This is a genomic window from Paenibacillus sp. Y5S-9 (assembly GCF_036894235.1).
GTDB lineage: Bacteria > Bacillota > Bacilli > Paenibacillales > Paenibacillaceae > Paenibacillus.
This window is the reverse complement of sequence record NZ_CP145887.1, coordinates 2,059,550-2,084,201: the sequence shown is the minus strand read 5'-3', so window position 1 is coordinate 2,084,201 and position 24,652 is coordinate 2,059,550. Positions and strand designations below refer to the sequence as shown.

The window sequence follows — 24,652 nt, the reverse complement described above, 5'->3', positions numbered from 1 at the left end:
CCTGTCTCATTGTATTGAGAGCTATACACGGTCTGCTGTGACCTTCATTTCAAAATTACCATTCGGGTTCGGCTTGGCATGAATATCTGTTGCGATACGAATATAAAAATCGATGCTATCCTCCGGTTGAATCAGACCATAGGTCAGATAATCGATCGGAAGAAACGGGTCGGCCTGTCTGGATAATTGGACGTCAACACCGTCCGTTTCGAATTTCTTATCCATCTCCAGGTATACATGATCCACAGCATATCCAAGCAAGTTTTTGATTCTGACTTTCTTCGTTAACGTCGTCTGTCCGGCGATGATCACCCCATAATCAAGTTGTTTCAAAATAGCGCCAAAGGTATCTGACAGAAAGTCTCCCGACTCGTCCATGAACATTAATCCTGAATACGATCCGATAAACTTGATTTCCCTAGAGTCTATGGCACCCCAATAGTCCTGAAATTCAACCTTCAAGGTATTCTCTACGCCAAAATTAACATTTCTCTCGTCAATATTGAGTTCAATATTGAATGGTGAAGCTGCTAATCGCGTAAAATTGCCATCCGCCGGATAATACGTTTTACCGTTCAATAACACGCGGTACTTCACCTTGCCCTGATCTGCATCATCAAGCACACCTGTTAGTTTGTTACCAGAGAAGGTCAGCTCGATTGCGGCAGTGGTGTTTAACAGTTGCAGTGACATATCGCTCAACTCCACTGCATTACGCGGTGCATCAACGACCATCTTCACTTCGTCCAGCGAATAACTGTTTTCATAATGCTTGCTGCTATCGAAGTAATAGGCGATTCGTGTTATAGCTATTAAATCCTTTTCAGGGATGGCGTTGAGTGTGTCCAGATTCATTCCTTTTCTTTTGAACAGCGTAGTATCCTGGATATCCAAATCGAACCACTTGTTGAAACGGTATGTCTTCCATGTGAGCCCTGAATCGAACGAAGCAGCCATTCTTAATATACCTTTCGGACTGTTCTCCGTTACTTTCGTAGCGACAACCTTTTTCACGTCTCCATATAACGCTATGTCTGTTGGTTGCACAATTAATTGTTCAAACGGTAGCGCGTTATACGTTAGCATCATGTCCCGGGTTCCGGCAACAACCTCTTCATCATTCGTCCACGTTACCACGTCAAAATCTCCCTCAAGTTCATCCAATGGGGAGTAGTTAGCCGTGATATTTAGTTCCGCTGATGTTTTGGAGGGATCGTCCGTGTAGTATAAAACGTCTACACTATCACCCAACTCATCGTAGAGGGTAAACGGTTCGGTTTCGATTGTAATCGTTGATTCAGTTTGGTTCGGATCATCGGTGTATTCGATGATTTTGATCTCTTTGTCTTCCCATTCTTCGGCTAGGGTGAAGGGATCAGTTTCAATTGTAACCACTGATTCTGTTATCGATGGATCATCAGTATAATAAAGTACTTCAATATCCTTGTCTGCCCACTCCTCTTCAAGAGTAAAAGGTTCTGTTTCGATATTAAAGGATACTTCTGTTTTTGTTAGGTCATCCGTGTAGTAGCATAATTCGACTTCGCCAGTGAGTTGTGACCATGCGGATTCAGGTATGATGGAGATGTCCTCCATCCCATAGTCAATGTAATCTTGCTCCGTTGGTGTATTGTTAGATAGCTTGTTCCATGAATTTGAATAATAGTAATATGACCCACTAAAATGAAAAAGTGTATTATAGTATTTCTTGTCATAAATGTCTATTGCATCAAAAAGAACGTAATAAGCGTCATTTGTTGTTATTTTAACTGTGTGAATACCTCTGCTCAATGTTTTTTCGTATAACAATACTTGCTGAAGGACAGAATTTTGGTTATATTGGCTGTAAATTTCAGTAACTCTGTCAATCATAATAGAGATATTAGATGATCCCATATTATGACTATTGCCAATTAGTCTAATCTTAGTGCCTTCAAATTGAAACTCTACAGTTGAATTTATAGACGATGAAAGCCTAGAAGTTCCGTTGTAATATACAGCGTTTGGAGAGGAAACGAATCCACTAGAATACTTGAAAATATTGCTGGTATCATCGTGTCTAATCCAATCTTTTTCTGGAAAAGGCAGTGCTTGACCTAAAGTTGCCATTTGTCACCCCAACTCCTTTCTGAATTATAAATAGATAGTTCATTTCATTTACTTATGTGATCGATGCTCTCTTGATTGGTGTTTTACTTGTGTCGATTTTTTGCTTGAAGACTTTGCCTAAACCGATTTTTTCACTATCTTTAACCAATGACCTTCTTTCGCTGAATTCATCCTCCAAATCAATAATCATTCCTTTGTTCATCCCATGTTCAAGAAAACTTGTTTCTGAATTGTCTACGGAAGATATGTATTTATCGAGTTCATACATACCTAAATCACCAATCGATAAAAAATCTCCTGCGCCTTGATTGGCAGTTACATTAATTCTATATTTCTTGTATGCAATCTTATTCTTAAATCCATAGAATCTAAACTCTTCTGCGGCAAAGTTGGGTTGATTTACTCTCGAATCAAGAACGATCCATTTTACTCCATCCCATCCCTCAAAAGTCCAATTCTTCGGGAGTCTATTAGCTGGAGTTGTACCAGATTTTATAGAATAGCCTGTTATAGTTACAGTAGAAGGAAATTCATAACTAAGCCAACCTACTAAAACTCCGCTTGCAGTAACCCATCCGTTCTGATCAACAATTCTATCAAATGCTTTCCATGGGTAAAATGTCGTGTAAAACGAACTTGCATCAGCAATACCGTTCGGACTAGTGTTAGATGTCATTGCAGGAATAGCATTATCTTTGTATTTATTTGTAACGCTATAGTGCTTATCTTCGAATGAAATCAAGAATTTATTCAAACCTGAAACAATTTCACCGTTAGAGTCAATGTCTATGGCATCAAGAGAGAAGTTATTGCTTGTACTTGTTGTTGTTAGCTTTACTTTGTGAAAACCATATTGTAAGTTTAGTCTTTCGAATACAATTACCCTGTATTTGTTTGTAGAGTTATTTGGATTGTATGAAGATATAACCCCATCCAATTCTACTGTTACGTTATTCACTCTGTTTGACCAATACATATCAATTATTCTTAACTTTGTTCCATAGAAATAGAATTCGATGGAATTTGTTGTTGCCCCACTCAGAGTAAAGTAATGAGCTGTTCCTGCATACGTATTTGGATCTCCCGTAACAGAAAGCCAGTTGCCATTGTATTTGATGCTCTTATTTGCATCATCAACTCTTTGCCACCCTGATTCGGGATTGAGCAGTTGATCTCCTACTGTTGCCATTCAACCATCTCCTTTCAAAATAAATAGAACACACCATATAGATGTGTTCATAAATTTAGCCTAATATAATCTTGTGCGCTTTGTGCTTTGACCTTTCGATTGGTTGCCTGAAGAGTTTTCCTGATCCCAGCGAAATTGAATCCTCTTTAATTTGTTGCGTAATATTCAACTCTTCAACTGTATCGATTTGAAATCCTTTGTCCATACCATTCCGAATATAACTTCCCTCGCTAGAAGGACATTCTAGTAGAATAGAAGGCATCAATCCATAAAACTGAACAGAAGGAATACTTATCCAAGCATTACCGCTAGTTGCTAATGTCGCTTCAATTTTATAATAATTATAAAATTTCTCATTTTTAATATCAAATGTTTGATAAGTAGTTGTATTTGAAACCAATGCTGTTTGTGTATCTAGCGTATCCCAAGTTGTTCCATTGTTAGAAGCCATAAATTTAAATGTTCTCAGTCCAGCTAGAAATGAATATCTCTTAACGCATACAGGATCATTGAATCTGTAGCCTATATATACTGGTTTTGAGGAATCTGGTATGAAGTTAGTTGTATAAACAGTAGTATCATCATTGTCAAAAACCTGCCAAGTGTAACCTGTTGAATAACTTGCTGATCCAATAACACTACCAACTTCACTATCATATCCATTCATCAACGGAACCAAAGGTTTACCTATCTTTTTGTACAATGAATATGTCTTATCTTCAGATGAAATAAAGAATTTACTGGAATAAATCAATCCATACATTTTTAATTCATTTATTACAGTTTGCGATCCACCATTATTGGCAGTCCAATTTAAACGATACATTTTGTAAGATTTAACTTTGCCCATATCAACAACATATTCTTTATTTGTATTTACAGTTGTCCAAGTTTGATTTGCTTGTGCGTCCAAAACTACCCAATTGACACCATCATTTGAACCCTCAAATGTCCAATTCTTCGGCATGTGAGGAAAGTAAGTCGCAGATAAACTTCTAACAACGTACTTTCCAATTACAACAGGGCTAATGAACTCATATCCAATATGTCCTACACTACCATTTCCACTCAAGTAACCATAGACATCAGAGTTATCGAATGCTTTGTCAGCATTATTGCCTGTTGTAGCATAACTGCTAGAAAAAGCCCTACCACTTGGAGCAGTCATTGATGTCATAATAGGAATCAAATTATCTGTATATGTTACCATTTACACATCTCCTTTCAAAATAAATAGAACACATCGTATAGATGTGTTCTCAAATTTAGCCAAGCGTAATTTTATCTACTCGGCGCTTTGACATATCAATTGTGTGTTCAAAGGTTTTGCCTGAGCCAAGCACAGTATTTCCTTTTTTAAAATTTTTCTTTGTTTTTAAAATTTGATTGAAGTCGTTTATATCTCCTGCACCACGATTCAAAAAATCTTTTTCGGTTGCGGATTCCATTTGAACTAGATAAGATGGTTTCATTTCAAACATTTGAAGCTCCATTACGACTGGTAAAGTTGCACCTGAGCTTAATGAAGTTATATAGAGTCTATAATGAGTATAAGATTTTCTATTCGGAATAATGTAATCTAATACACCACTAGCTCCACCAACAATTGAGTGAAGAGTATCATAGTTAACACCATCATTACTTCCTTGAAATTCATAATTTCGGGGATAATAAGTTGTGTTTGTAACGTAAAGCCTATACTTTACTATCACTTTTGGTTTTGTAAATTTATATCCTATCCACTTTGGCATAGTAGTAACAAGGGTGTTGTTTCCCCACCCACTAGTTAAAATTCCATCGAATGATTCCCATCCGATAGTAAAACTTCCATTAGGTGCGTTACTGACAAGCACCTCACCTTCTGGAGTTGTATTGCTAGTCATTTTAGGTATGGAGGTTGTTTCTTGAATGCCATCGTTTAATAGTGAATAAAATTTATCGCCTGATGAAAGTAAGATTTTGTGCTTTATATCATAATGCGAATATCCTTGCGGAAGTACATATGAGAAATCCTTTCTATCAAATCTAGCGGTTGCAGTTGAAGGTACACTAGTTCCTGTTGGGTTACCGTAAAAAGGATATACAGTTCCAAGGAATTTAATGTTATCGAATGCTATACCTTGCGTTACACCATTCTTCCAAAACTCAATTGTTCCAGCATCCATATCCAGAAGTACGCTTATAACATCTCCTAGACCAAAAGTGGCTCCATAAGAAGTACCCGAAGTTCCTCCCCATTTTGCCGCACCGTTAAAGTAACCTCTATGATTTGCAGTATTCCATATCTGTCCACCTACTGTAGTGCTAGTCACCCCTACAATTGCACCTGCACTTTGAACTAACACCTCCCAGTACCATTTACCCGAAGACACTCCATTGCCTGTTGCTATGGTAGATTGTAAATGCGTGGGAAGTGTAGCGGTTAAATCATTGTTACTCAAGGATACGCCAGTAAATGATCTCCATGATATACTCATATCTTTATTCATCTCCCTTCTAATTGGAATCATTATTTAAAAAACAAAAAGAAGTAGAGCAATCACACTCTACTTCACACTCAAGTTTGTTATTTCGAAATACTTTTTCAGATCGATTCTTTCTTTAAATAACTTGCCTAATCCCAGTGATCCATTGGCAGTCATGGTCTGAATGAAAACTTCGTTTTTTCTATCTAATACAGAGAAATCATCCATTCCGTCATTAATAAAAGTGTCTTCTGAAGGTAAAGTTGCAGAAATTGTATTCCATTCTAAAGTTCCAGTATCAAGCCTTTTATAGGCTCCATCATGTTTGACGAAGGATTTAAACATTGGCAAAGTTTCTAGTTCCACTAATGGTCTATATCCACTAACAGTTGCAGAAGTTATTACACCATACGCTGCCGCTCCAGTTGATCCTCTGCGAATTCTGTTCGCACTAATAACATTTGTTGTGCTTGTTGAACTGTATCCTGCGCTCCAATTCCATACTCTATCGTCTCCAGCAATAATATTACCATTTAACGTTGAGTTTACAATGTACTGATCCCACTCATTATCTTTGTCTGCCGCCGAATATCCACCAGATAGGAGTCTTGCAACGAACATATAATTCTTCTCTCCTAAATCCTTTTGAACGCCAAATACAAGACCATTACTATTTAATGCATCCCATGTGACAGCCGCTTGAATAGGTCTGTCTGCAATCAATATCTTCTTCTTATTGTATTCGTCAGCAACAATGAAATAGAAATCGCCATTAAGCACACTTGGAACAGATGTTGTTGAGATCAAGTCAGATGTTTGTTTTCCTATATTTTTGAACTCTCCAGCCACACCAGAAGTTAACGCAACATAGTTACATCTGATGCGTTTGCCAACTTCAAGTTCAGTAATACTTGTCACTTCGTCTAGATGAAATAACCGACCATCAAGGTCAATGTCAATTGCATCAAGAGCCATAAAAGTAGTCGTTGATCCACTGGACTTATTCACAATTTCTATTTGATGTCTTGCTTTCGGTAATCCCACAATATCAACTAGAAGTACTTGTGCAAGTTCTGTCCCTAGTTGCGAATGAGTCCCATGCAATTTTCCATCAACATAAACTTCGATTAAATCACTTCGATTGGTATATCTTGCTCCAATTAATCTTAGTTTGGTTCCTTCAAATTCAAAGACAATCTTGTCTCCTATTGTCGAAGTGTAATTAGAGTATCCATTGTATGCACCAGCACCAACACCGTTAGTGAATTTTCCAACATATTTAATAGAAGATACACTATCATCATACCTTCTCCAACCCTCATCTGGTGTAGTCAATTGGGTTCCAATAAGTCTTACCATGCGTCCAGTTACATTAATGTCTATTGCATCAATATGAAAATTACCTGTGCCACTAACTTTTTTAACTATAACCTCATGAACCCCATCAGTTAAACCTAATTGTTCAAAAGCGATCCTTTGAGGTTGATATTGATTAGAAGAAGATGAAGTTGTTAGGTCGATATATTTTATTACTCCATCAATGCTAACTTCAACATTTGTATCATATGCGCTACCATACTCTGCAATGAGTCTAAGCTTGTCTCCTGTAAAAGAAAATTTTATATAATTCCCAGTTACATTGCTATACCTAACTGAGCCACCTTCAAATACACGCCCCGTGGAATTCGTTACTGTCTTCCAATCTGTACCCAAATACAGTGCGTAGTTATCCGTGTCATACCTCTTCCACTCTGGCTCTGGTGTTGTCAGTTGTTGTCCGACACGTGCTACCAAATAACCGTTATCATCAATATCTACAGCATCAATATCCAACCTCCAATCTCCGTTCGTTCCGCTGATAAGATTAACTTCATGAATACCTAATGGTAGATTGGTTTTTTCATAGGTTACTTTCTGTCTTTCGTCTGCTGTCGTTGGCATTCTTGGATTAAACTTCTCAGTTACTCCATTAATGACCACTGAAATATCATTTGCAAAAGCCGGACCTATGCTTGAAATTAGTCTAAATTTGGTTCCGTAAAATTTAAACCTAATTTCAGTGTCACCTTTTCCTTGAGATGTATAGTGATGACTATTGTTGTAAATACCTTGATTTGCCCCTGTATAAGCAATCCAATTCGCTCCAAGATAAGCAAAAGCATCGTGTGTATCATCAAATCTTCTCCATCCTGTTTCAGGGGAGGTTAGAGCGTGTCCATACAGATACCCCGTTTCATCAATATCTATAGCATCTAAAGTGAAATTTATCCGATTATGACCTGTTGCAATAGTAACCGTGTGAAATGCAAGAGGTAATCCAGTCTTTTCATACACTATGGATTGCTGAAGGCTAGGGGAACCTACTGCACGAAACGCACTATACATCTCTGTTACACCATCTATCGTGATAGAGTTATCAGAATGCCTATCTGAGTAAAAGTCAGAGATAATCCTAAGCTTTGTTCCGAAAAAAGAAAATGTAACATAGTTATTGTCGACAGCTCGGCTAGTTACTCTTATACTGCCACCATAATAAACTGTATTGGATGGGGATGGGGTGGTCCAAGTTCCTGTAAACTTTAAGCCAACATGTGTATCATCATAGCGTCTCCACCCTGATTCGGGTGCAACTAATTGATCTCCTAATACTGCCATCTACTACACCTCTTTATATTCAAATACTGGACGAAAACCAATATAGTTTTGTGATGCCGAAGAACCTGTAAAAGCTACACCTCGATTGTCTGATCTTGATTCATATCCACGTACAATTCTTGAAGTATTAGTTGCACTTAATGATGTTCCAGCATTTGTAGTCCATGTGCCAATAGCTGGAGATTCTTTAGTCCAAGAAAAAACATTTAGATGATGCCAAACATTATCGTCATTGGGCTTTACCTTTCCACCCAAACGACCATTTTTGATATACACATCCCACTCATTAATTGTAGGGAATGCTCCCAATCCTAAGTCCTTCATACTCAGTTTTCCATCCTTATCTGCATATCCTACTCCACCAGATATACTACGGACAATTCCTGAGACACCACCAAAGGTTTTAGGCAACCCTTCGATAATCTTATTTGCATTCATTGAATCCCAAGTGACAGTATGATGTCTAATGCGATCAGAGATTAAAAGACCTTTATCTACTTTAATAGCGTACCAGTAGTAGTTGTTTAAACTTGTAGTACCAACCAACCCATTTACAGGTATTTCGTTTATTCCTAGAGTGCCATCTATAAATTGCTCTCCAGAAGAATCATATCTCCATACAATATAGTCGCCAATCTCCATATCACTTATATTCGATCTCAATACGCCTATAGTCGCTGGAACTGCCATAAAATCACCCCTTACTCACTCTGATTCTATCTACTTTTTGAAATTTCGCTTTTTCAACCTTCTGACGTAGCACCATCCCTGTTGGAGTATCCAAGGCTCGTTCCATGTTCAATTGATATAGTTTCTTTAAGCCTAGTGAACCAGATTCACTTTCAATAAAAGAATTACTGTATTTATCCTTCTTGTTAAAATCGTCTATGTAAAAGTTCGAATATTTCTTTTCTGCAAAAATCTCAATTTTCACCTTCGCATACTTTGCAGGCGATTTGGACATAGTGCTACTAGCAGAGATTTCCTCATACTCCAGCCACTCAAAGCCGTCTTCAGATGTACTCCAGTAAATCTTGTATGCTGCGCCCCCCGCAACATCTACCTTTGCAGCCACACCTTTAAATGATGCGATCTTATCCTGAATTCGAATCGCGGTGGACTCCCAAGATCCAGTAGCAGGATAGATTGAATTCCCGTCCACATCATGACCCAGTTCTCTTAATTTCAACCTCTGATCCTCAACTATCGTATCTTGAAAAACACCTACAGATAGATCTATATCCAGTGCAATTTCTTGAATTGCCATATTTTCACCACCTATCTCATATCAAAATCCAGCTCAACGAATGTCCCAGTTTATGATCCCCGCATGATTTGCCTTCAGAGGGGCTATGATTCGATCTACGACAAACCCATTTTTACGAATAACGAGTTGCCCAGGCAAGTCCAGGTTAGAAGAAATTTTTATTTGAAAGAATACGGATTCCTTTAGAGGCAGGGAACATACGCATTGAAAATTAATTTGTGCATCATTCAGGTTCATTGTTTTTTTGTAACCAAAGTTAAAACATTCAATCGTATTTCTGAAAGCCCCTGAATTCCCTTGCCCTGAAAATCCAGCCATATTCGCTTCTGAGGATCCATTTTTGAATTGAATGATGTCATTGTATACAAACGTTCTCCCGGTTAAAGGGTACTCCTGCCCCTCACATTCATAAGATATGGAGTAACGATCAGCATTAATGTGAAAAACCCCATTGGCAACATTGTAATAAACTTGGGATCCTTGACCCATCAATCCGAATAACACCAACTTCTCTTTGTTGATATCATAAAAGCGGTGTGGATGCTGTGTCTGAAGATCATACTCACTCAGATACGTTCCATCATAATAATCGGCAATCCATATATAAGCTTGAGATACAGGTGAACGAGAGTACTGTTTCTGACCTAAAATCACAGTTTTTCCTCCTCATAGATAAATAAAAAGACAGGCTATAATAGCCTGTCTGCATCATTAACTTTTCTTAAACGTAACGATAGGAGATACGTTTCTTGAACTCTTGTTTACCACTACGAGCATTCAAGGGTACTTCGCATTGAATAGACAGCGTTACATAGTTACCTGCGGCGTCTTGTTGATTTCCATTGTTGTTGACTCCCAAAATCTCTTTTGCACCCGGTACTAGCGGTGTTGCATAAGGTGTTCCTGAATGATCCACCGTAGTTTTGCCCGTAGTTCCAATAGGCTTCGAAAAGTCCTTGCCTACACGAGAGCTCTCTTCATCCAAATCGTTCTCCCCAAGTGAGTCCACTTGCACATGAAACCAGTTGTTTTTAACAGCTTCGATATCGTATTTAACCGTATCACCAGTGCCCCCGTCCATATCCCGCGTTGTAAAAGTGCAATCCTCCATTTTGGACACATCCGTCGCACCACCTTTGTTGTTCCACACATTAAAAATACGAATTTCACTTTTGGTATCTGCATCAATAACACCATAATCAAACGGTGCTACAATCTCCTTGCTATGTGTTGCGTCCATCCATGTAATAATTGGTTGTGTCATAATAATCAATCTCCTTTTTTTATGTTCTTATGGTTAATTGAATTGTAAGATGTTGAATATCAAGTCCTGCTTTGATAATTTGAATCCGAAATAAATCCCCTGCCGAAACTTGTTTGTTACTAAACTTTGCCTTTTTGTTGTCAACATGAGCTAGTGCATTAAACTCCAATGGAGAGTCCATGATATCCACCCAGTTGATTAAATCTCTGGATTTCTCAATTCTGATCTCCGTCTCTGTTTCTCCATAGACACCACAAAAACCCTTCACATCCAGGATCTCACCATGGAATGGGAAAGGAGCTACTACCCCTATGACTTCCTGAAAGACATAAGACTCTTTGCAAAATACAATTACACGGTCTTGGACTTCCAGTGGAATTTCGTTTAACTTCAGATGCTCGGCTATACTCATTAAGCCATCCTTATACGGATTAACTACCTGCAAATTCTGGCCAAACACATCAATTTCAATCCAGTTGTTTCCATTATAACGATATCTTATGCCATCCTTGTAAGTTTGAACCGTCCATCCTGTCTCAGGAAAAGGGTAAGTGTCCCGTAGTTCACGAAGATCCGATACCGGACTTTTATACACGAGTCGAGTGGTTTGATAGGCATCTTTGGCTCGATTAGCAGCTTCTAACGCTTCATCTGCTGCCTGGTTGGCATGATCCGTAGCAAGCCGCGCTTGCCCTGTCTGGTCTATGGACTGCTGAATGACTTCTTCTACTCGTTCCATCGCCAGCTGCGTCTCATCCAGCTTACGCTGTGATTCTTCTATAAAATCTTGCAATGTTTTGACAACATCTGGATTACGTGTAATCATTGCATAAATTCGTGAAGCAGGATACATAATGAGTCCTCTACCTTTATAGCGACATAGATGAACCCTCCCTTCTTGAGAAGGGTGAAATTGAATGGTACCCATGCCATAATGAACGAGAAACTCATTCTCTGACAACTTCTGTTTTTTCTCATATACATGTTGGTCAATCTCAACAAAACCACTAATAACAACCTTATCGGTAGATGAAGGGATTTCAAGTAAAGTAATCATGCTATTAATGACAGGTAACGAATCTGTCCGATCCACAAATGGATCTACAGCATCCCCCTTGCGGGCAATAATTGTGAGAGGATCATTATACTGCATATGTGTATGTAAATTTGACAATAGTTCACCTCCTTTCGTTTAATACTCAGTTTGTATATACATTGATGCTTCCAGTCGTGATTCGAGCCGAAGTACCCAATGATGTAGTAACTGTCGAATTGACACTGCCAATGGCTTTAGCTCCTGCAAATACGGTCGTACTCCCTGATGCAACTCTTCCCTGTCCACTGCCCGATGTGGAGGGTCTTATGTTAATATATCTTGTTGAACCATTACTCGTTGGTACAGCAGGACTTGCCGTCCATGTATCTGGAGAAGGGTCGTTCACACATGTAACTGCCCGTCCGTTCACATACACAGTGGAGTTGGATACCGTCCCCGATGAGGATATGACTGCATTGGTGCTTCCACTGCCACCTGAAGTCCAAATTCCACCTCCCCAGTCCAGGCATGCCCCTGTTTCTTCGTCCCTGACTGTACAAAAAGGTTCTATCCAATTTTCAATGTCGTATGTAACATGCCCACTTTTACTTGTCTGACTTACACTTGAACCATTATAAGCTACTCCAGTCATATAACCTCCTACTGTAACAACTTGAATTGATATCTGAACTGGATTCGTGCATCTCCACGAACACGCAAAATATTTTTCCCAACAGACAAACTTAGAAATTGATCGTTAAAATCCTTATATCTATACGTTACGGGAAGAGAGGATTCTATATGTTGTCTCTCGTTATCCACATACACTTCCTCATCATGTACCAGATTCTTGAAACGAAACTCTTGAGCATACCGGGATTGATTGTCAATCTGAAAGTCACCGTTCCCTTGCTTGTGAATCCAAATTTCAGGCTTACAGACCTGATCTCCTTTATTGAAAATCACAAGAACCGGCTCAAACGAAAAAGTGATTTCTTTCAATTTCGGTGATTTACTCAAGTCACTTGTATCAAACAAGACACGATACATAAAATGATGCTGATCGACCGCTGTGTCTTCATTCAGTCCAGGTACAATTCCATCATTGATGCACGTTTCCCAAGAACTCCATTCCATTCCATCCATTGAATGTCTCGTCTGTACGGTAATTCTGGAACTCTCCGAACTAACTTCACTAACCCAACTCACCCGACTTAACACGCCTCCTGATTCAATAGGAATCTGAATTGGACGAGATTCATAATGACCTTTCTGATGTGTTACTGACAGCCAATTAGCCATATAAACACCTACTCAATCTTCCCAAAAGGTCGAAACCAGGCAGCTGAACCGATTTCTTTCCATTTTGCGATTCGATGGGTGGACCAGACTGCATTCTTGTCATACGTTGTTGTTCCATCAATCGTAGTCCATATTGGCTCTTGATCACCGGACTCTCCTGCCTGGATACATATGTAGTACCTGCCGTTATCTACTGAAGGCAACACCATATCATTTTTCTGATACAAGGTGGTTGAAGCCCACTGACTCGTTGCCCGAATATCCTGAAATTCAGACCCTTCTGATATTGGGAAAACAGGTTCCCGATAACCGGAGTAACCGGACTGGATGCATTGATACACATGACCATTATCCACCGTTGGCACGATGTAATCTCCATTTTTGTAAGAATGCACACTCTCCCATTTGGGAGCAGCTTTACCAGTACGTGTGTTTACCCAGCCGTAATAACTGCCATATACGCAGTTGGCATTACGTAGTGTCGCATTTTGCAGATAGTCTCCACGAATAGGGATGTCTGTTACAAAGTCATCGGATATCTGGTCCAACTTTTGAAAGTTTTCACCCAAATCTCGAATGGTGTTCTCAATCTCATCTGTAAATGCTGGTATTTTTAATTGAAGCTTGGATGTATTGGTTGACATAATTCTCTCCTTTCCGAATTCAGTTCAGTTCAATCCATGTTGTATATTTGGGGTAATCGCTCCATTTAGGTCGGTTCGTATTTAGAGTGAGATGACCTTCTGAATTCACAATCACCGATTTGGAATCTATCCCTGTTTGAAAAGTCGGTTTCCACTCATAGATCCGGTCTTTCCATTCATACGTTCGCGTTGTCATTACCGGGGAGTAGGCATACGGTGAATCACATCTGAACGTCAATGTAATGTAACCTTGCCTCAGTCCATTGTGTATAAGTGTTGCTTCATCTACAACGAGTGCATAAAAAATCCTTTCAGGATTCAACCCTTCTTCGGTAGTAAATGTTAATTCCTGATAATAGTCATGCTGCGTTAACCATCTCGCCACTTCCCTGATCTTGTCTGAGTCCCAACTCTCTTCAAATGCAAAAGAGACCGAAAATTGTAGCGGTTCAACCTCAGTCCTCATAAAATAAGGTTGATCCCTTCCCTTGATTTTCTCTTCTACAATACTCCGGGAAGGCGCAAAGTTCTCTTCCAACATACCGCTGCTAAGATTGACATTAATGATGCCAAAGTCCACAGATTTTTGGCCTGCATACGAAAAATAAAGTGCATCCCTAATGGTTATCGTAATCACCTCCTTTCCAGATCAACTGTTAATTCAGGTCTATACGTTGGCCGTTAATTTTAATATTGCGATTAGCTTTGATTTCAATATCACCATCGTTTTTCATATGAATGGTTGAACCGGCTTCTGTTTTGAAAATAATTTCTTTACCGCTTACTTCAACTGGTCCGGATTCAGACTCCATAATCACTTTGTCATCCATGAATTTCAGACTTCTTCCTCTTCCATTGGATTGTGCCGAATATAACAGTTCGAGGGACCCGTTGGGTTTGGTTATTAGACCTTTGCCATATTGCCTTGCGTCTCCCTCACCCATACTTATAATCGGATAGGCTGTCTGTCCATCTCCTTCAAAATACAGCTTCATTTTGGTCTTGTCTGTCATTCCATAGACCATCACTGGCCAGCTGGTTACATCCGTTGTCATTTCACCAGATTGACTGGCATTACGCCAATATAACCTACGTCCATCCGATAATGCCTTATGTGTACCCGTTCCTGCCTCAACCATACTCGTCAGAAAGGTTAACTCTTTCCCTTCAATCTTGATGTAGTTGGACCATCCTTGTACTGCTGCCCGCGTCAAAGTCGAAACTTTCCCAGACACGATTGAACTTATGAAACCATCCTCTGCCGTAACCATCGTTGCAGCGATCAGTTCTGCATCGATCGCTCCCGCACCTACAATGTCCCATTGATTCATGAATATCTTACGTTGCTCCGAATCAATCAACAGCGTATTTTGATTATCCGTTATCTTCAGCTTTTTGAATTTGGCAGTACCGTCCATGGCAATGGATGCAACAGCATCTTCAAACTCTTCTGCGCCTGCCCAGAATCCTTTCAATGGGAACATTTTCATCACACCGGCCCCATCTCGCAAGGTTAATGATGATCCTTCGATCTGGCCATCTTTGAACAAAGAGTTTTGAATCTCTGCTGAATCTGCATACAGTTTATTCATCCAGACATTACCGTAATAATCCGCATGAAAAGGAGCCCTCGCCCATACACTGGACCCGAGAGCCAAACCATTTTTATCAATTGTAAAGACCTGATCATCCACGCCAGCTTTGACAAACAGATCACCATCAAGCGAAGTACCGAATGTTTTGTCTGCAATCCCGTTACGAAAACGTTCGATGATGAATCCTTCATCTGCTGTCATAGAAACCCGATTAACTTTGGTCGTATCATTACAGTTAGATGAACCGTACCGATTCAGGAAAAATCCAAAACGATCCGGTTGCTCCGTGAGCAATCCGAGCTTCACAACTTCACGTCCACAACGGTCATCAATCATCAATCTGGACCCCTCGATAGTAAACACACCTGTTGTATCTCCTATTACAACCCGCTGCCCCAGAATGATCTTGCCTAGCACCATTTCAGCAATCAGTCCATCTGCCGTAATGGCTGTTTCGTATCTCAGCCCCCCGGATCGTGTAAGGCCCAGTGCACCGTTTGTCAAACGTAGAAAACGTAATGGATCATCCGGATCGGTAATAGTAATCCCCTTGTTGTTCATATCCACTGTGTTGTTAATGGACATATTAATTTCATTCGTAACCTTATTCCAAAATCGGTCGAACAGCTTGCTCATATCGGATGAATCAACGACAGCTTGACCCCATTTTGTCTTATTGGCATCAACAATGATCGAGGTATTCTTGGTTTCATTTAGAAACTTCTCGATTCGGGTAGACTCATCATTTACATTTTTGATATTGGATAATGTTAGACTGATGGAAGACGAATCATAGTTATATTGAATCTCACTGATACGGGCGGTCACACCAATACCAACTGATTCATATTTCACATTGACATAATCCCCAAGATTGAGTTTATCCCAATTAAGCTGTTCCTCCACAATCTCCAGAAAGTTAACTATATCTATATCCACAGAAAGTTGTGGCACCTGTAGTTCCCTGAATTTTTCAAGAGCTGCCTCATACAGATCCTTTTCATCAATGTACTTGTCTTCATTAAATTCTCGTTCAATAACAAAGTAGTTGAGCTCCTGTAGTTGCTCTGAGGAAAAGTTGTTCTCAGCCGTTAATAAGGTCTGTAGCTGTGTAATTTGATGCTTCACCGCTATAATCTTGCTATTCAGGTTTGAAATTTCGACCTCTTTCAGGGAGATCTGGTTCTTTTTCTGATCCAAACTATATCGATCCACAATGACAGTTTCATTGGAAGAGGTTTCGTACTCAACCAGGCTTATTGTGTTTACCTGAATGAAACAACTTGCTGCACCCCCGTTTAAACTTACCGTAACCGAATCAGTTCCCTTAGATCTGGTTAGCATCGTCCATTTTCCAGATACAGCATTGACCCATGTTCCATTCACTGAAATGGATACTCCAGCAGCAGGCTCAAGTCGTATCATGACAGCATATGCATAATCTGAATTAAGTTGAAACGTTCGAGATGAGTTGCCCGAATGAGTATATTTTTCAAAAAACATTTTATCAGCAAACTGTTGGGAAAGTGTTACTTCCTCCAATACAGCCTCGTCGTTTTGTAACTTGTTCAGATCAATCTGTAGTGGAATCAGATCCTTTTCATACTGTTGAAGCTGAGCCAGATACTGATTGAACTTCTCCTTGTTAGACTCAACTAGGTTATTGTAATCAAGTAAAGCATGACACAGTCCATCAGACATCCAAAGACTTGAGGTAATGACTTTACGAGAAGAATCGCGTTCAAACGGATACAACCAGTAGCCAAAATTCTCAATATAATTCTGTCCTGTAGGATTCACTTTCTGAATTCCTAAACCATCTCTGCCGCTGGCATATAATCTCGTAACCATTTCCTCAGCACTTGTCTCTCGATTCATGCTTTTTAACAATTTCCCATAACCCACGGTGAGTCCTCGATTAATTCCAGTCAGTTCTGGCTTGGTCATACTGATTAGTCGTTTTTCTGTATTAAAATGAACAATCGCGTTATATGTCTCTGCTACCGAGAATACAGCCTCAAGCGCACTGTTAGATGAAAAATCGAATGTCCTGTAACTTAATTTAAAATCGGCATCCAGATAATCAATGTTCCAAAGCGTGTTGGCCAGCAGTTCCGTCAACACTTGTTCTGCATGATACGATTCTGCAAGATAACTATGGATACGCTTGTCTGACAATTCCCTGGCTAGAGAGTAACAACGGACGTTTAGCATGTCCGCATCACCCAGATCATCCCCTAGGCTATTTACCGTAAACCACTCTATCTTGGTACCCTGCACCATTTTTATTAAATATCGTTCTTTGATCAGATCTACATTTTTGTTTCTGTGCAAGACATGGGCAATATCCAGTTGGTACGGTATAGAGAACGATAACTCGCTAACATCATTTAATCGTACACTCATGGAGTCATGGCAAATCTCACTCATTTTGCTAATGATCTCCCGATTCGGCTTTGCTAAAAAATATTGGGGCTGTATAGGTTTTCTAAGATAATCTATAACACCTGGCATATGGCTTCACTCCTTTCTCAAATATAAAAAGGAAGGGCTTCTGCCCTCCCCTAAATGGTTCTCCACTTTAATTTATTATTCAACGCTTCTTCGAATTTCCCAAGCAAGTTCATTCCGGTATCGTTATCTTTAGCCATAATTTCAACTTTATCAATCTGGATTCGGTTATCTGTATTTCCGGCAACTCTATTCTCAGAAAATTTAAATGTGCTGAAATCAAGACCAGTTTTGATTCGATCTGTGATCCCCCGAACAACATCTACAATCTTCAGAAGATTGGATGTGTCCGATTGATTCAGAATCAACTCTTTCTCATGGGCAAGCAGGAATTTTCCTCCTGCAAACGACGGAGTCATACCACCAGTATTCGCAGAGAAGATATTTAGCTTAGCCAGTTCTGCGAAGCTATTGTCAGGAAATTTATATTTATCCCGGTATCCCTGGTTCTCCTCTTGCAGTTTTTTGAATTCCTTCTCCAGTTTCTGATATTTATAAGAGTCTGTATTATATAAAGACATTTCTTTTCGGATTTTTTCAGCTTGATCCTTATTACTCAGATAATGTGTCCACGCTTTTCTCGTTTCCATCGTGCCTTGAATTTTAAATTCATTGGTTGTTCCACTATTATTGTTACCCTGTGATCCTGAATGGGATGATGAATAGTCTCCTGCTTTAAATTTCCCTATGCCTTCCATCGATTGCTGAAAGTTGTACGTCATGTTCTGCATTTCTTGAGAGGTTTCAAATGCATGCTGCTTAATGCTAGCAAATAATTCGTTATACCTGTCTCCTATTTCGGTTAATTTTGCACTGACGACTGCAGCATCGTTACTCATCAATCCTTGCTTCAAATCATAAAAATACTTTTGGTCCTCAAGGATGTCCTTGTAGTAACGTTCTGTTTTCTTCTTCTCATCATCCAGATTAGCTAGCGTTGTCTCATGAAGATCGCTATCTTCTTCTTTTAGCTTATCTGTGTAGTTCTTATGATCATCAAGTTGGTCCTGTAGTCCCTGCTTAACAAGCTCTCTCTCACGATCACGTTCGTACTTAGCGATTTCTTCATCTACGGTTGAGAGTTGCTCTGTCAGATCTTTTCGTTTTGCCTTAGCCTCCATGGAGTTATCCAAAGATAAAACGTTAAGTTTGTCCACAATTTTCTGACGTTCGTTCTTTTTCTTGGTCAACTCTTCCTCATAATCGACAGAAGAATTTTCACGATCCAGTGCTTTTATCCGTGCATTAATGTGCGTTTCGAACTTCTTCTGCTCATCATCCAGATGTTTATTTCGCTCTTTATGACGTTCGTCTTCAGCTTTCCGCTGCTCATCAATGGCATCGATAGCAAAGTCGCGCTGCTGCTCAATGACTTTTTTGAAATCTTCAATAATTTTGTCTGCGGCATTTTCACGCAAGGCTTTTAATCTCTCATTTACGTCACTCATAGCTGAATTGTTGTCTATTAGCGCTATGTTTAAATCTTTCAGCGTTTTAGTATATTTAACGGTCTGATCAGCGTTTAATTTGCCCCCTGAAAGCAGATGCTCTACATATTTAATCTCTGCTTCTGTGATACGGTTTTTCTCTTGTAGAATAGGAATCTGGCTTGCAAGTTCCTTATTATATTCTGCTGATCCTTCGGTCATGGTCTTCAATTTTGCATTTGAAAGAGAAACTAGATGATCTTGTTCCGAAAGCTTGTCATTATAACTTCCGATATATGAATCTATCACTTTCTCTCTTTTAGCATAAATTTGAGATTCATCCCCTACGTTATTTGATTCCAGGTCTGCAATTTGCTTATTATACGTTTCTGAAGTTATTTTCTTATCTTTAAGCAGTTGCTTAATCTTGGCTATCTCTTGCTCTCTCAATTTAATTTGTTGACCAACATAACTAATTTGTGATTGTTCTTCTTTGCGCCATTCATCAGAATTAATGTATAACATGGATTGTTTACTTGTAGATTTTGCGATCTTTGTCTGTACTTTATCGATTGCCAATTCGTAATATTCAGCCCAGGAATCGATTAGCTTGTACCGATTATCGATTTGTAGATTTAGGAGTTCATTAATCTCCTTGTTTCCTGCTTCTTCTGCCTTTTTCTTTTCTTCTGACGTTGCTGGTATTATTTCAGAAGTACTTCCGCCACTCTTTTTTGTTGAAGGCGCAGCGACCTTAGGTGCCTTCCCCTTAAGGGTGTCATAGTTATTTAATACTTTTGGAACGTAATCATAGGTCTCTTTAAATGGAATTTTATCCATATTTCCATTTTTGATCCATTCATCAACATTCCCTAGCCCTGCATTATACGCAGCTAGAGCATGCTCAACGTTCCCTTTGTATCTATCCAAGAGAAACTTAAAGTACTTGGTGCCCCCTTTGATATTCTGCTCAGGATCAAAACTATCTTTCACCCCTTGTTCCTTAGCCGTAGGAGGCATTAATTGCATTAACCCTGCCGCCCCTGCTGGAGACTTTGTAGTAGGCTTGAAATTGCTCTCTGTTTGTATGATAGCTGCTATCAATTTTGGGTCAACATTGTATTGCTCAGCATATTTGTTAATGTAGTTTGCATACTTACCTGAGTAACTCCCTGATGAATTCATTGTAGTAGGAACGTTCTCAGAAGCAATATCATCTGATTCCTTAGTTGTTTTTATCTTGGTAGATATCAACTTCTCAGGATTCTGAACGCCTTTCTTCAGGAGGTTTATCTTTTTCTCCATCAGTGAGTTTTCTTCCATCAGAGATTTTCGATATGCAGCTGAACTGGTTTCCATGTGCTTTTGTCTATTGTGCAGATCATCCAAGGATTTATCTACACCTTGAATTTGTTTCTGGAGTTCGGTCAGAACCTCCGTGGTTTCTGTATACGTGTTATTGGCTTGTTTGGCGGAGTTTGTAGCCTTATCAGAGGACCCCGCGTTTTTCTCATTACTAATACCCAATAAATCTACTGAATCAGTTAACTTATTTATACTAGCCCTTGCATCAAAAGAACGTTCCAAAAGTTCATTAAAAGGAGCTATAAGTTTCTGAAGCTCCTTTTCGGACTGATTTAGTACTGCTTGATTTTCTATTCCCTTTTCTGTGTAATCTTCAACTTTAACGTCTGCAGCAAGTGTTAACCTTACCTGAGCTTTGGCAGCATTTAATTTTGCAAGTGTCGTGAGAGCGTCAATCTCGATGCCCCAAGCTCTCAATTTAGCCACGAGTGCTTGGTTATTATTGACCAATTCCTGCTGTGAAAGCACCCCTAACGTTTTAATATAATCTACTTTTGTTTTCTTCAAGCTCTCCAAGGCTGATTTCTCAATTGTATAGCCATCTTTGGTTTGTTTCACATGCTTAGCAAGTTCGGGATATTTCAGAATTAATGCATTCATCTCATCTGCAGACAAAGACTGTCCTTTGGATAGGTCATGAATAACAGAATTCAATTTGCCAATCTCTGAGGTAACACTATTGACCTCACTGGTGAATTTACTTAAATCGGTATTTACCTTGATAGGTTCCTCTAACGGTGCTAAATTAATCTCCGCGATTGCTTGATTAACTTTATTTAACGTATCTATAGTCATATCACCAACGTTAGGCAACTGCTGTAGAAATGTCATTGCTTCTTCAGGTGTTTTAAATTCTTGATTCTGGAGGGCATTGAATATTTCTTTTGCATCGTCTTTAATCTGAAAAGCTGTAGCTTCACTCTGTGCTGCCATTTCAACATAGATATCGACAAACTTCCGGGTTGAGGCCTTAACCTCGGTCCCTTCTGCTTCTTGTAGATCTATGTAGCTCTGATAAGCTCCTTTGATTGCATCAGATTTAATATTGATATCTTTTTGGAATTCTTCGTTTAATTTATCAAGTTTCGCTTTCTCACTTTCGAATTTTTTGGCACCAAATTCCACGTTGTACACCGTTTGATCGTAATCAGGTTTACTATAATTCTCTGGTCCTATTTGATTATAATAATTCAACAATTTAAGTTGTTTTTTGTAATTAACATCAATTGTCTCTACTAAATTCTCTTTATCGTTAATTTTTTCTTTATTACCAGCTAATCTTCCCTCAATATCCCGTGACTGTTTGTTATATGCCAATTCAGCCTTGAATCTTTCGTTCTCAATTTCTGTCTCAAGTTGTTCGATTTTCCCTTTAATTGCTTCTGTATTCTCACTCAGAGATTTGGTCTGACCATTGAGTGACTGAGTTGTAATTCCGTATCTGGTAGACAACTCGCTTTCAAGTTGAGCAAGCCTTGTTTTTTCTTCATAATTAAGCGATGCCTGGTTGGAAAGTTCCTCATACTCTGCTGACAAAGACTTCAAACCATTGAGATCGTATACCTTCTGATTCAACGCTTCTGTTTGATCAGAAAAATCCTCGGTGGCTTGAGTCGCGTTTGAGAACTTATTCATTAACCACTCTAAACCGGTACCGATCAGTGCAAATACAAGTCCTACACCAGTGCTAGCTAGTAATGCCTTAAAAGAATTTTTTAATATAGTAAGACTCATACTTAACGCTTTGGTACCCGCACTCGCAGCAATGGTTGCAGCAGGAATTCCCATTAAACCAAGAACGGCCTTCGCAATCTCCACTACCAAAATTCGTAAAGAAGCGCTTAACAAACCTACGGCCATGCCTAAGAGACCAAATAATGCAAAGCTGCTATTTAGTTGTGCCATCCAGTTCAGTAAACCGGTAACAAGTGAAGTAATGGTGATAATGCTGTCTGATACCAATGCGTTACCCAGCGCAAGTGTGAGTGACTCCCAAGCGGTCTGCATATTTTGAATTCGTGCACCGAGTGAACCCATATATTGCTCATTATCTTTCATTGCCGCCCCTTGGGAATGAAGGGCTGATTCCGATGCATTCACTGATATTTGCCAATTCTGCATCAACGCAGTAAACGTTGTTGTCTGATCTTGTCCTGCCAAGCTGAAAGCCGTATTTTGCTGCTGAGCTTTCGTTAACTGATTCCATTTCCCCGCCAGTTCATCCAGTACCGTGATCACATCTTTGTCAGCTTTGGAGATCCCTACGGATTGTAGAGCCCCGGCAGATTGTTCATCCGAGCCAACTCTAGTATATATCGCCTTCAGTCCTCGTCCGACGACATCCCCACTTTCCCGAGTAATACTGCTAATAGCTGCTGTATTTCCCAGTAGCTCCTCAATCGAAACTCCAAAGGATTTTGCTGCTGCGCCAGCTGAAGTTAAGGATAATGCCAGATCCTTACTTGAAACACCGTAGTTCCCACTAACCTCCTTGAGCTTATCTGCAATTCCCATACTCTTATTAGCTTCGATGTTAAATGAAGCCATTGCGCCAGTAAGTGTATTGACCGAATCACCTGGCGTCAAGTTGGATATATTCTGAAGCACACTTGCAGCTTTCCCAAGACTTAGTGTATCTGACTCGTTAAATCCCTGATTGGCAAAGCCGATTAAATTCCCGTTTACCTCAGACATGCTACGTCCCGTAGATTGAGCAATATTGATACTACCATCCAACATTCGCTCTTCGTTGAATGACTTCCCTATTGTTCGTCCTAACTGATTCATCTGACCATCCATTTGAATGATGGACTGAACTGCTTTTCTTAAGACATCCATGGGCTGAATCAATGAGGTTACATTTCTCATCCATCCCCCAGCCATGGTTGAGGCACCCTGCATAACTTCACCCAAGGTTTTGATTTCTCCGCCTGCTGCAGAAGACGAGCGCGTAGTTGCTTTAAGCTGCTCGTTGACTCGAGCTAAATGCTCCGCAGATGCTTTATAACCAACCGTAGACATGGATGAGTTAAGTGTCAGCATTTCATTGCTTAAAGATCTTAACCCATTGGATACTGTTCCATTCAAACTGTATTTTTGACTTGCCTGAGCAATTCTTTCTTCTGTTTCCTTAATGGAATTACGCAGATTTGTATCCATTTTTGCATTCTGTTGCAGTGCTTGCTGATGTGCTCGATCTTTGGACTCGTTGTTTCGGCTTGTTTGCTGTTCCAAAGCTCTGCGCGTGGCCTGTTCTTCACTGAGAATGATTTCGCGTTGCTGGTTCAAGCGGTTTTGTTGATTAAGGAGACGTTGCTGTTGACCTACACGCTCCATCACTTTATCGTAATTTCTTACTTCACCGTCGTTATTGGTATTCACGGTAAGAAGTTGACCTGCATCATTTTTATATGTTTTAGAGTAGCCGGTAATTTCACCCAATTGATTTTTGTTTGCTTTACTCTTGGTCACTGTATAGCCTTCTAGATCTTGTTCCAGACGTTTAATGGATTTGCGTTGTTTCTCATAAGCTGCTGTCTCAGCATCGGTCATATGACGCTGACGTTCTTGAATCGTCTGAATTCGTTTATATTCATCTAGTGAACTCTGCATCATCAATTGATTCTGAACCATGGTACGATTCAATCTGTTCATGCCCTCTGCATAAGAGTTCATTCCTTGTACAAAACTTTGATCAAAATCAACTTTGACCTCAAGTTTGCTCATTTTATTTGAAAGTTCTCGAAGAGCTTTATTCAAATCTGTAATCATTTGATTGGTATCTATATTTAAATCCAGTTCATTCTGCATTCATTAATCACTC

Annotated in this window: 16 protein-coding genes; all 16 read right to left on the bottom strand. The window is 39.5% G+C overall.

Annotated elements, in window-relative coordinates:
- Positions 1 to 21: 21 nt before the first annotated feature.
- The 16 genes from V6669_RS09320 to V6669_RS09245 all read right to left on the bottom strand — a co-directional run bounded on the left by V6669_RS09320 (position 22) and on the right by V6669_RS09245 (position 24,639).
- A complete protein-coding gene (locus tag V6669_RS09320; RefSeq protein ID WP_338593150.1) occupies positions 22 to 1,791 on the bottom strand; it encodes a hypothetical protein in 1,770 nt (589 codons plus the stop codon).
- 370 nt (positions 1,792 to 2,161) lie between these two features.
- Complete coding sequence (locus V6669_RS09315; RefSeq protein WP_338593148.1) at positions 2,162 to 3,298, bottom strand: hypothetical protein; 1,137 nt, start codon at positions 3,296 to 3,298, stop codon at positions 2,162 to 2,164.
- Positions 3,299 to 3,353: 55 nt separating this feature from the next.
- Positions 3,354 to 4,508 carry a hypothetical protein gene (locus tag V6669_RS09310; protein ID WP_338593146.1) on the bottom strand — a complete coding sequence of 385 codons (1,155 nt, stop codon included), beginning with the start codon at positions 4,506 to 4,508 and terminating at the stop codon, positions 3,354 to 3,356.
- A gap of 55 nt (positions 4,509 to 4,563) precedes the next feature.
- The gene (locus V6669_RS09305; protein ID WP_338593143.1) at positions 4,564 to 5,775 is read right to left on the bottom strand and encodes an SPRY domain-containing protein; all 1,212 of its coding nucleotides are present in this window, start codon (positions 5,773 to 5,775) and stop codon (positions 4,564 to 4,566) included.
- A gap of 69 nt (positions 5,776 to 5,844) precedes the next feature.
- The gene (locus V6669_RS09300; RefSeq protein WP_338593140.1) at positions 5,845 to 8,418 is read right to left on the bottom strand and encodes a hypothetical protein; all 2,574 of its coding nucleotides are present in this window, start codon (positions 8,416 to 8,418) and stop codon (positions 5,845 to 5,847) included.
- A gap of 3 nt (positions 8,419 to 8,421) precedes the next feature.
- Positions 8,422 to 9,108, bottom strand: coding sequence for a hypothetical protein (locus tag V6669_RS09295; RefSeq protein ID WP_036609950.1), 687 nt, complete (start codon positions 9,106 to 9,108; stop codon positions 8,422 to 8,424).
- 4 nt (positions 9,109 to 9,112) lie between these two features.
- Entirely contained in the window at positions 9,113 to 9,685 is a 573-nt protein-coding gene (locus tag V6669_RS09290) for a hypothetical protein (RefSeq protein ID WP_338593136.1), read from the bottom strand.
- A gap of 33 nt (positions 9,686 to 9,718) precedes the next feature.
- Positions 9,719 to 10,339: a hypothetical protein gene (locus V6669_RS09285; protein WP_338593134.1), complete on the bottom strand. Its 621-nt coding sequence runs from the start codon at positions 10,337 to 10,339 to the stop codon at positions 9,719 to 9,721.
- A gap of 67 nt (positions 10,340 to 10,406) precedes the next feature.
- Positions 10,407 to 10,949 carry a hypothetical protein gene (locus V6669_RS09280; RefSeq protein ID WP_076330305.1) on the bottom strand — a complete coding sequence of 181 codons (543 nt, stop codon included), beginning with the start codon at positions 10,947 to 10,949 and terminating at the stop codon, positions 10,407 to 10,409.
- A 19-nt stretch (positions 10,950 to 10,968) separates the two neighbouring features.
- Positions 10,969 to 12,123 carry a hypothetical protein gene (locus V6669_RS09275; protein ID WP_338593131.1) on the bottom strand — a complete coding sequence of 385 codons (1,155 nt, stop codon included), beginning with the start codon at positions 12,121 to 12,123 and terminating at the stop codon, positions 10,969 to 10,971.
- A 25-nt stretch (positions 12,124 to 12,148) separates the two neighbouring features.
- A complete protein-coding gene (locus V6669_RS09270; RefSeq protein ID WP_338593129.1) occupies positions 12,149 to 12,637 on the bottom strand; it encodes a hypothetical protein in 489 nt (162 codons plus the stop codon).
- Between the two features lie 8 nt (positions 12,638 to 12,645).
- Positions 12,646 to 13,287, bottom strand: coding sequence for a hypothetical protein (locus V6669_RS09265; protein WP_338593126.1), 642 nt, complete (start codon positions 13,285 to 13,287; stop codon positions 12,646 to 12,648).
- Between the two features lie 8 nt (positions 13,288 to 13,295).
- Positions 13,296 to 13,931, bottom strand: coding sequence for a hypothetical protein (locus V6669_RS09260; RefSeq protein ID WP_338593124.1), 636 nt, complete (start codon positions 13,929 to 13,931; stop codon positions 13,296 to 13,298).
- 19 nt (positions 13,932 to 13,950) lie between these two features.
- Positions 13,951 to 14,568, bottom strand: a complete 618-nt coding sequence (locus V6669_RS09255; RefSeq protein ID WP_338593121.1) for a distal tail protein Dit — start codon at positions 14,566 to 14,568, stop codon at positions 13,951 to 13,953.
- 19 nt (positions 14,569 to 14,587) lie between these two features.
- Entirely contained in the window at positions 14,588 to 17,956 is a 3,369-nt protein-coding gene (locus V6669_RS09250; RefSeq protein ID WP_338593118.1) for a phage tail spike protein, read from the bottom strand.
- Between the two features lie 134 nt (positions 17,957 to 18,090).
- On the bottom strand, positions 18,091 to 24,639 hold the full coding sequence (locus tag V6669_RS09245; protein ID WP_338593115.1) for a phage tail tape measure protein: 6,549 nt from the start codon (positions 24,637 to 24,639) through the stop codon (positions 18,091 to 18,093).
- Positions 24,640 to 24,652: the final 13 nt, after the last annotated feature.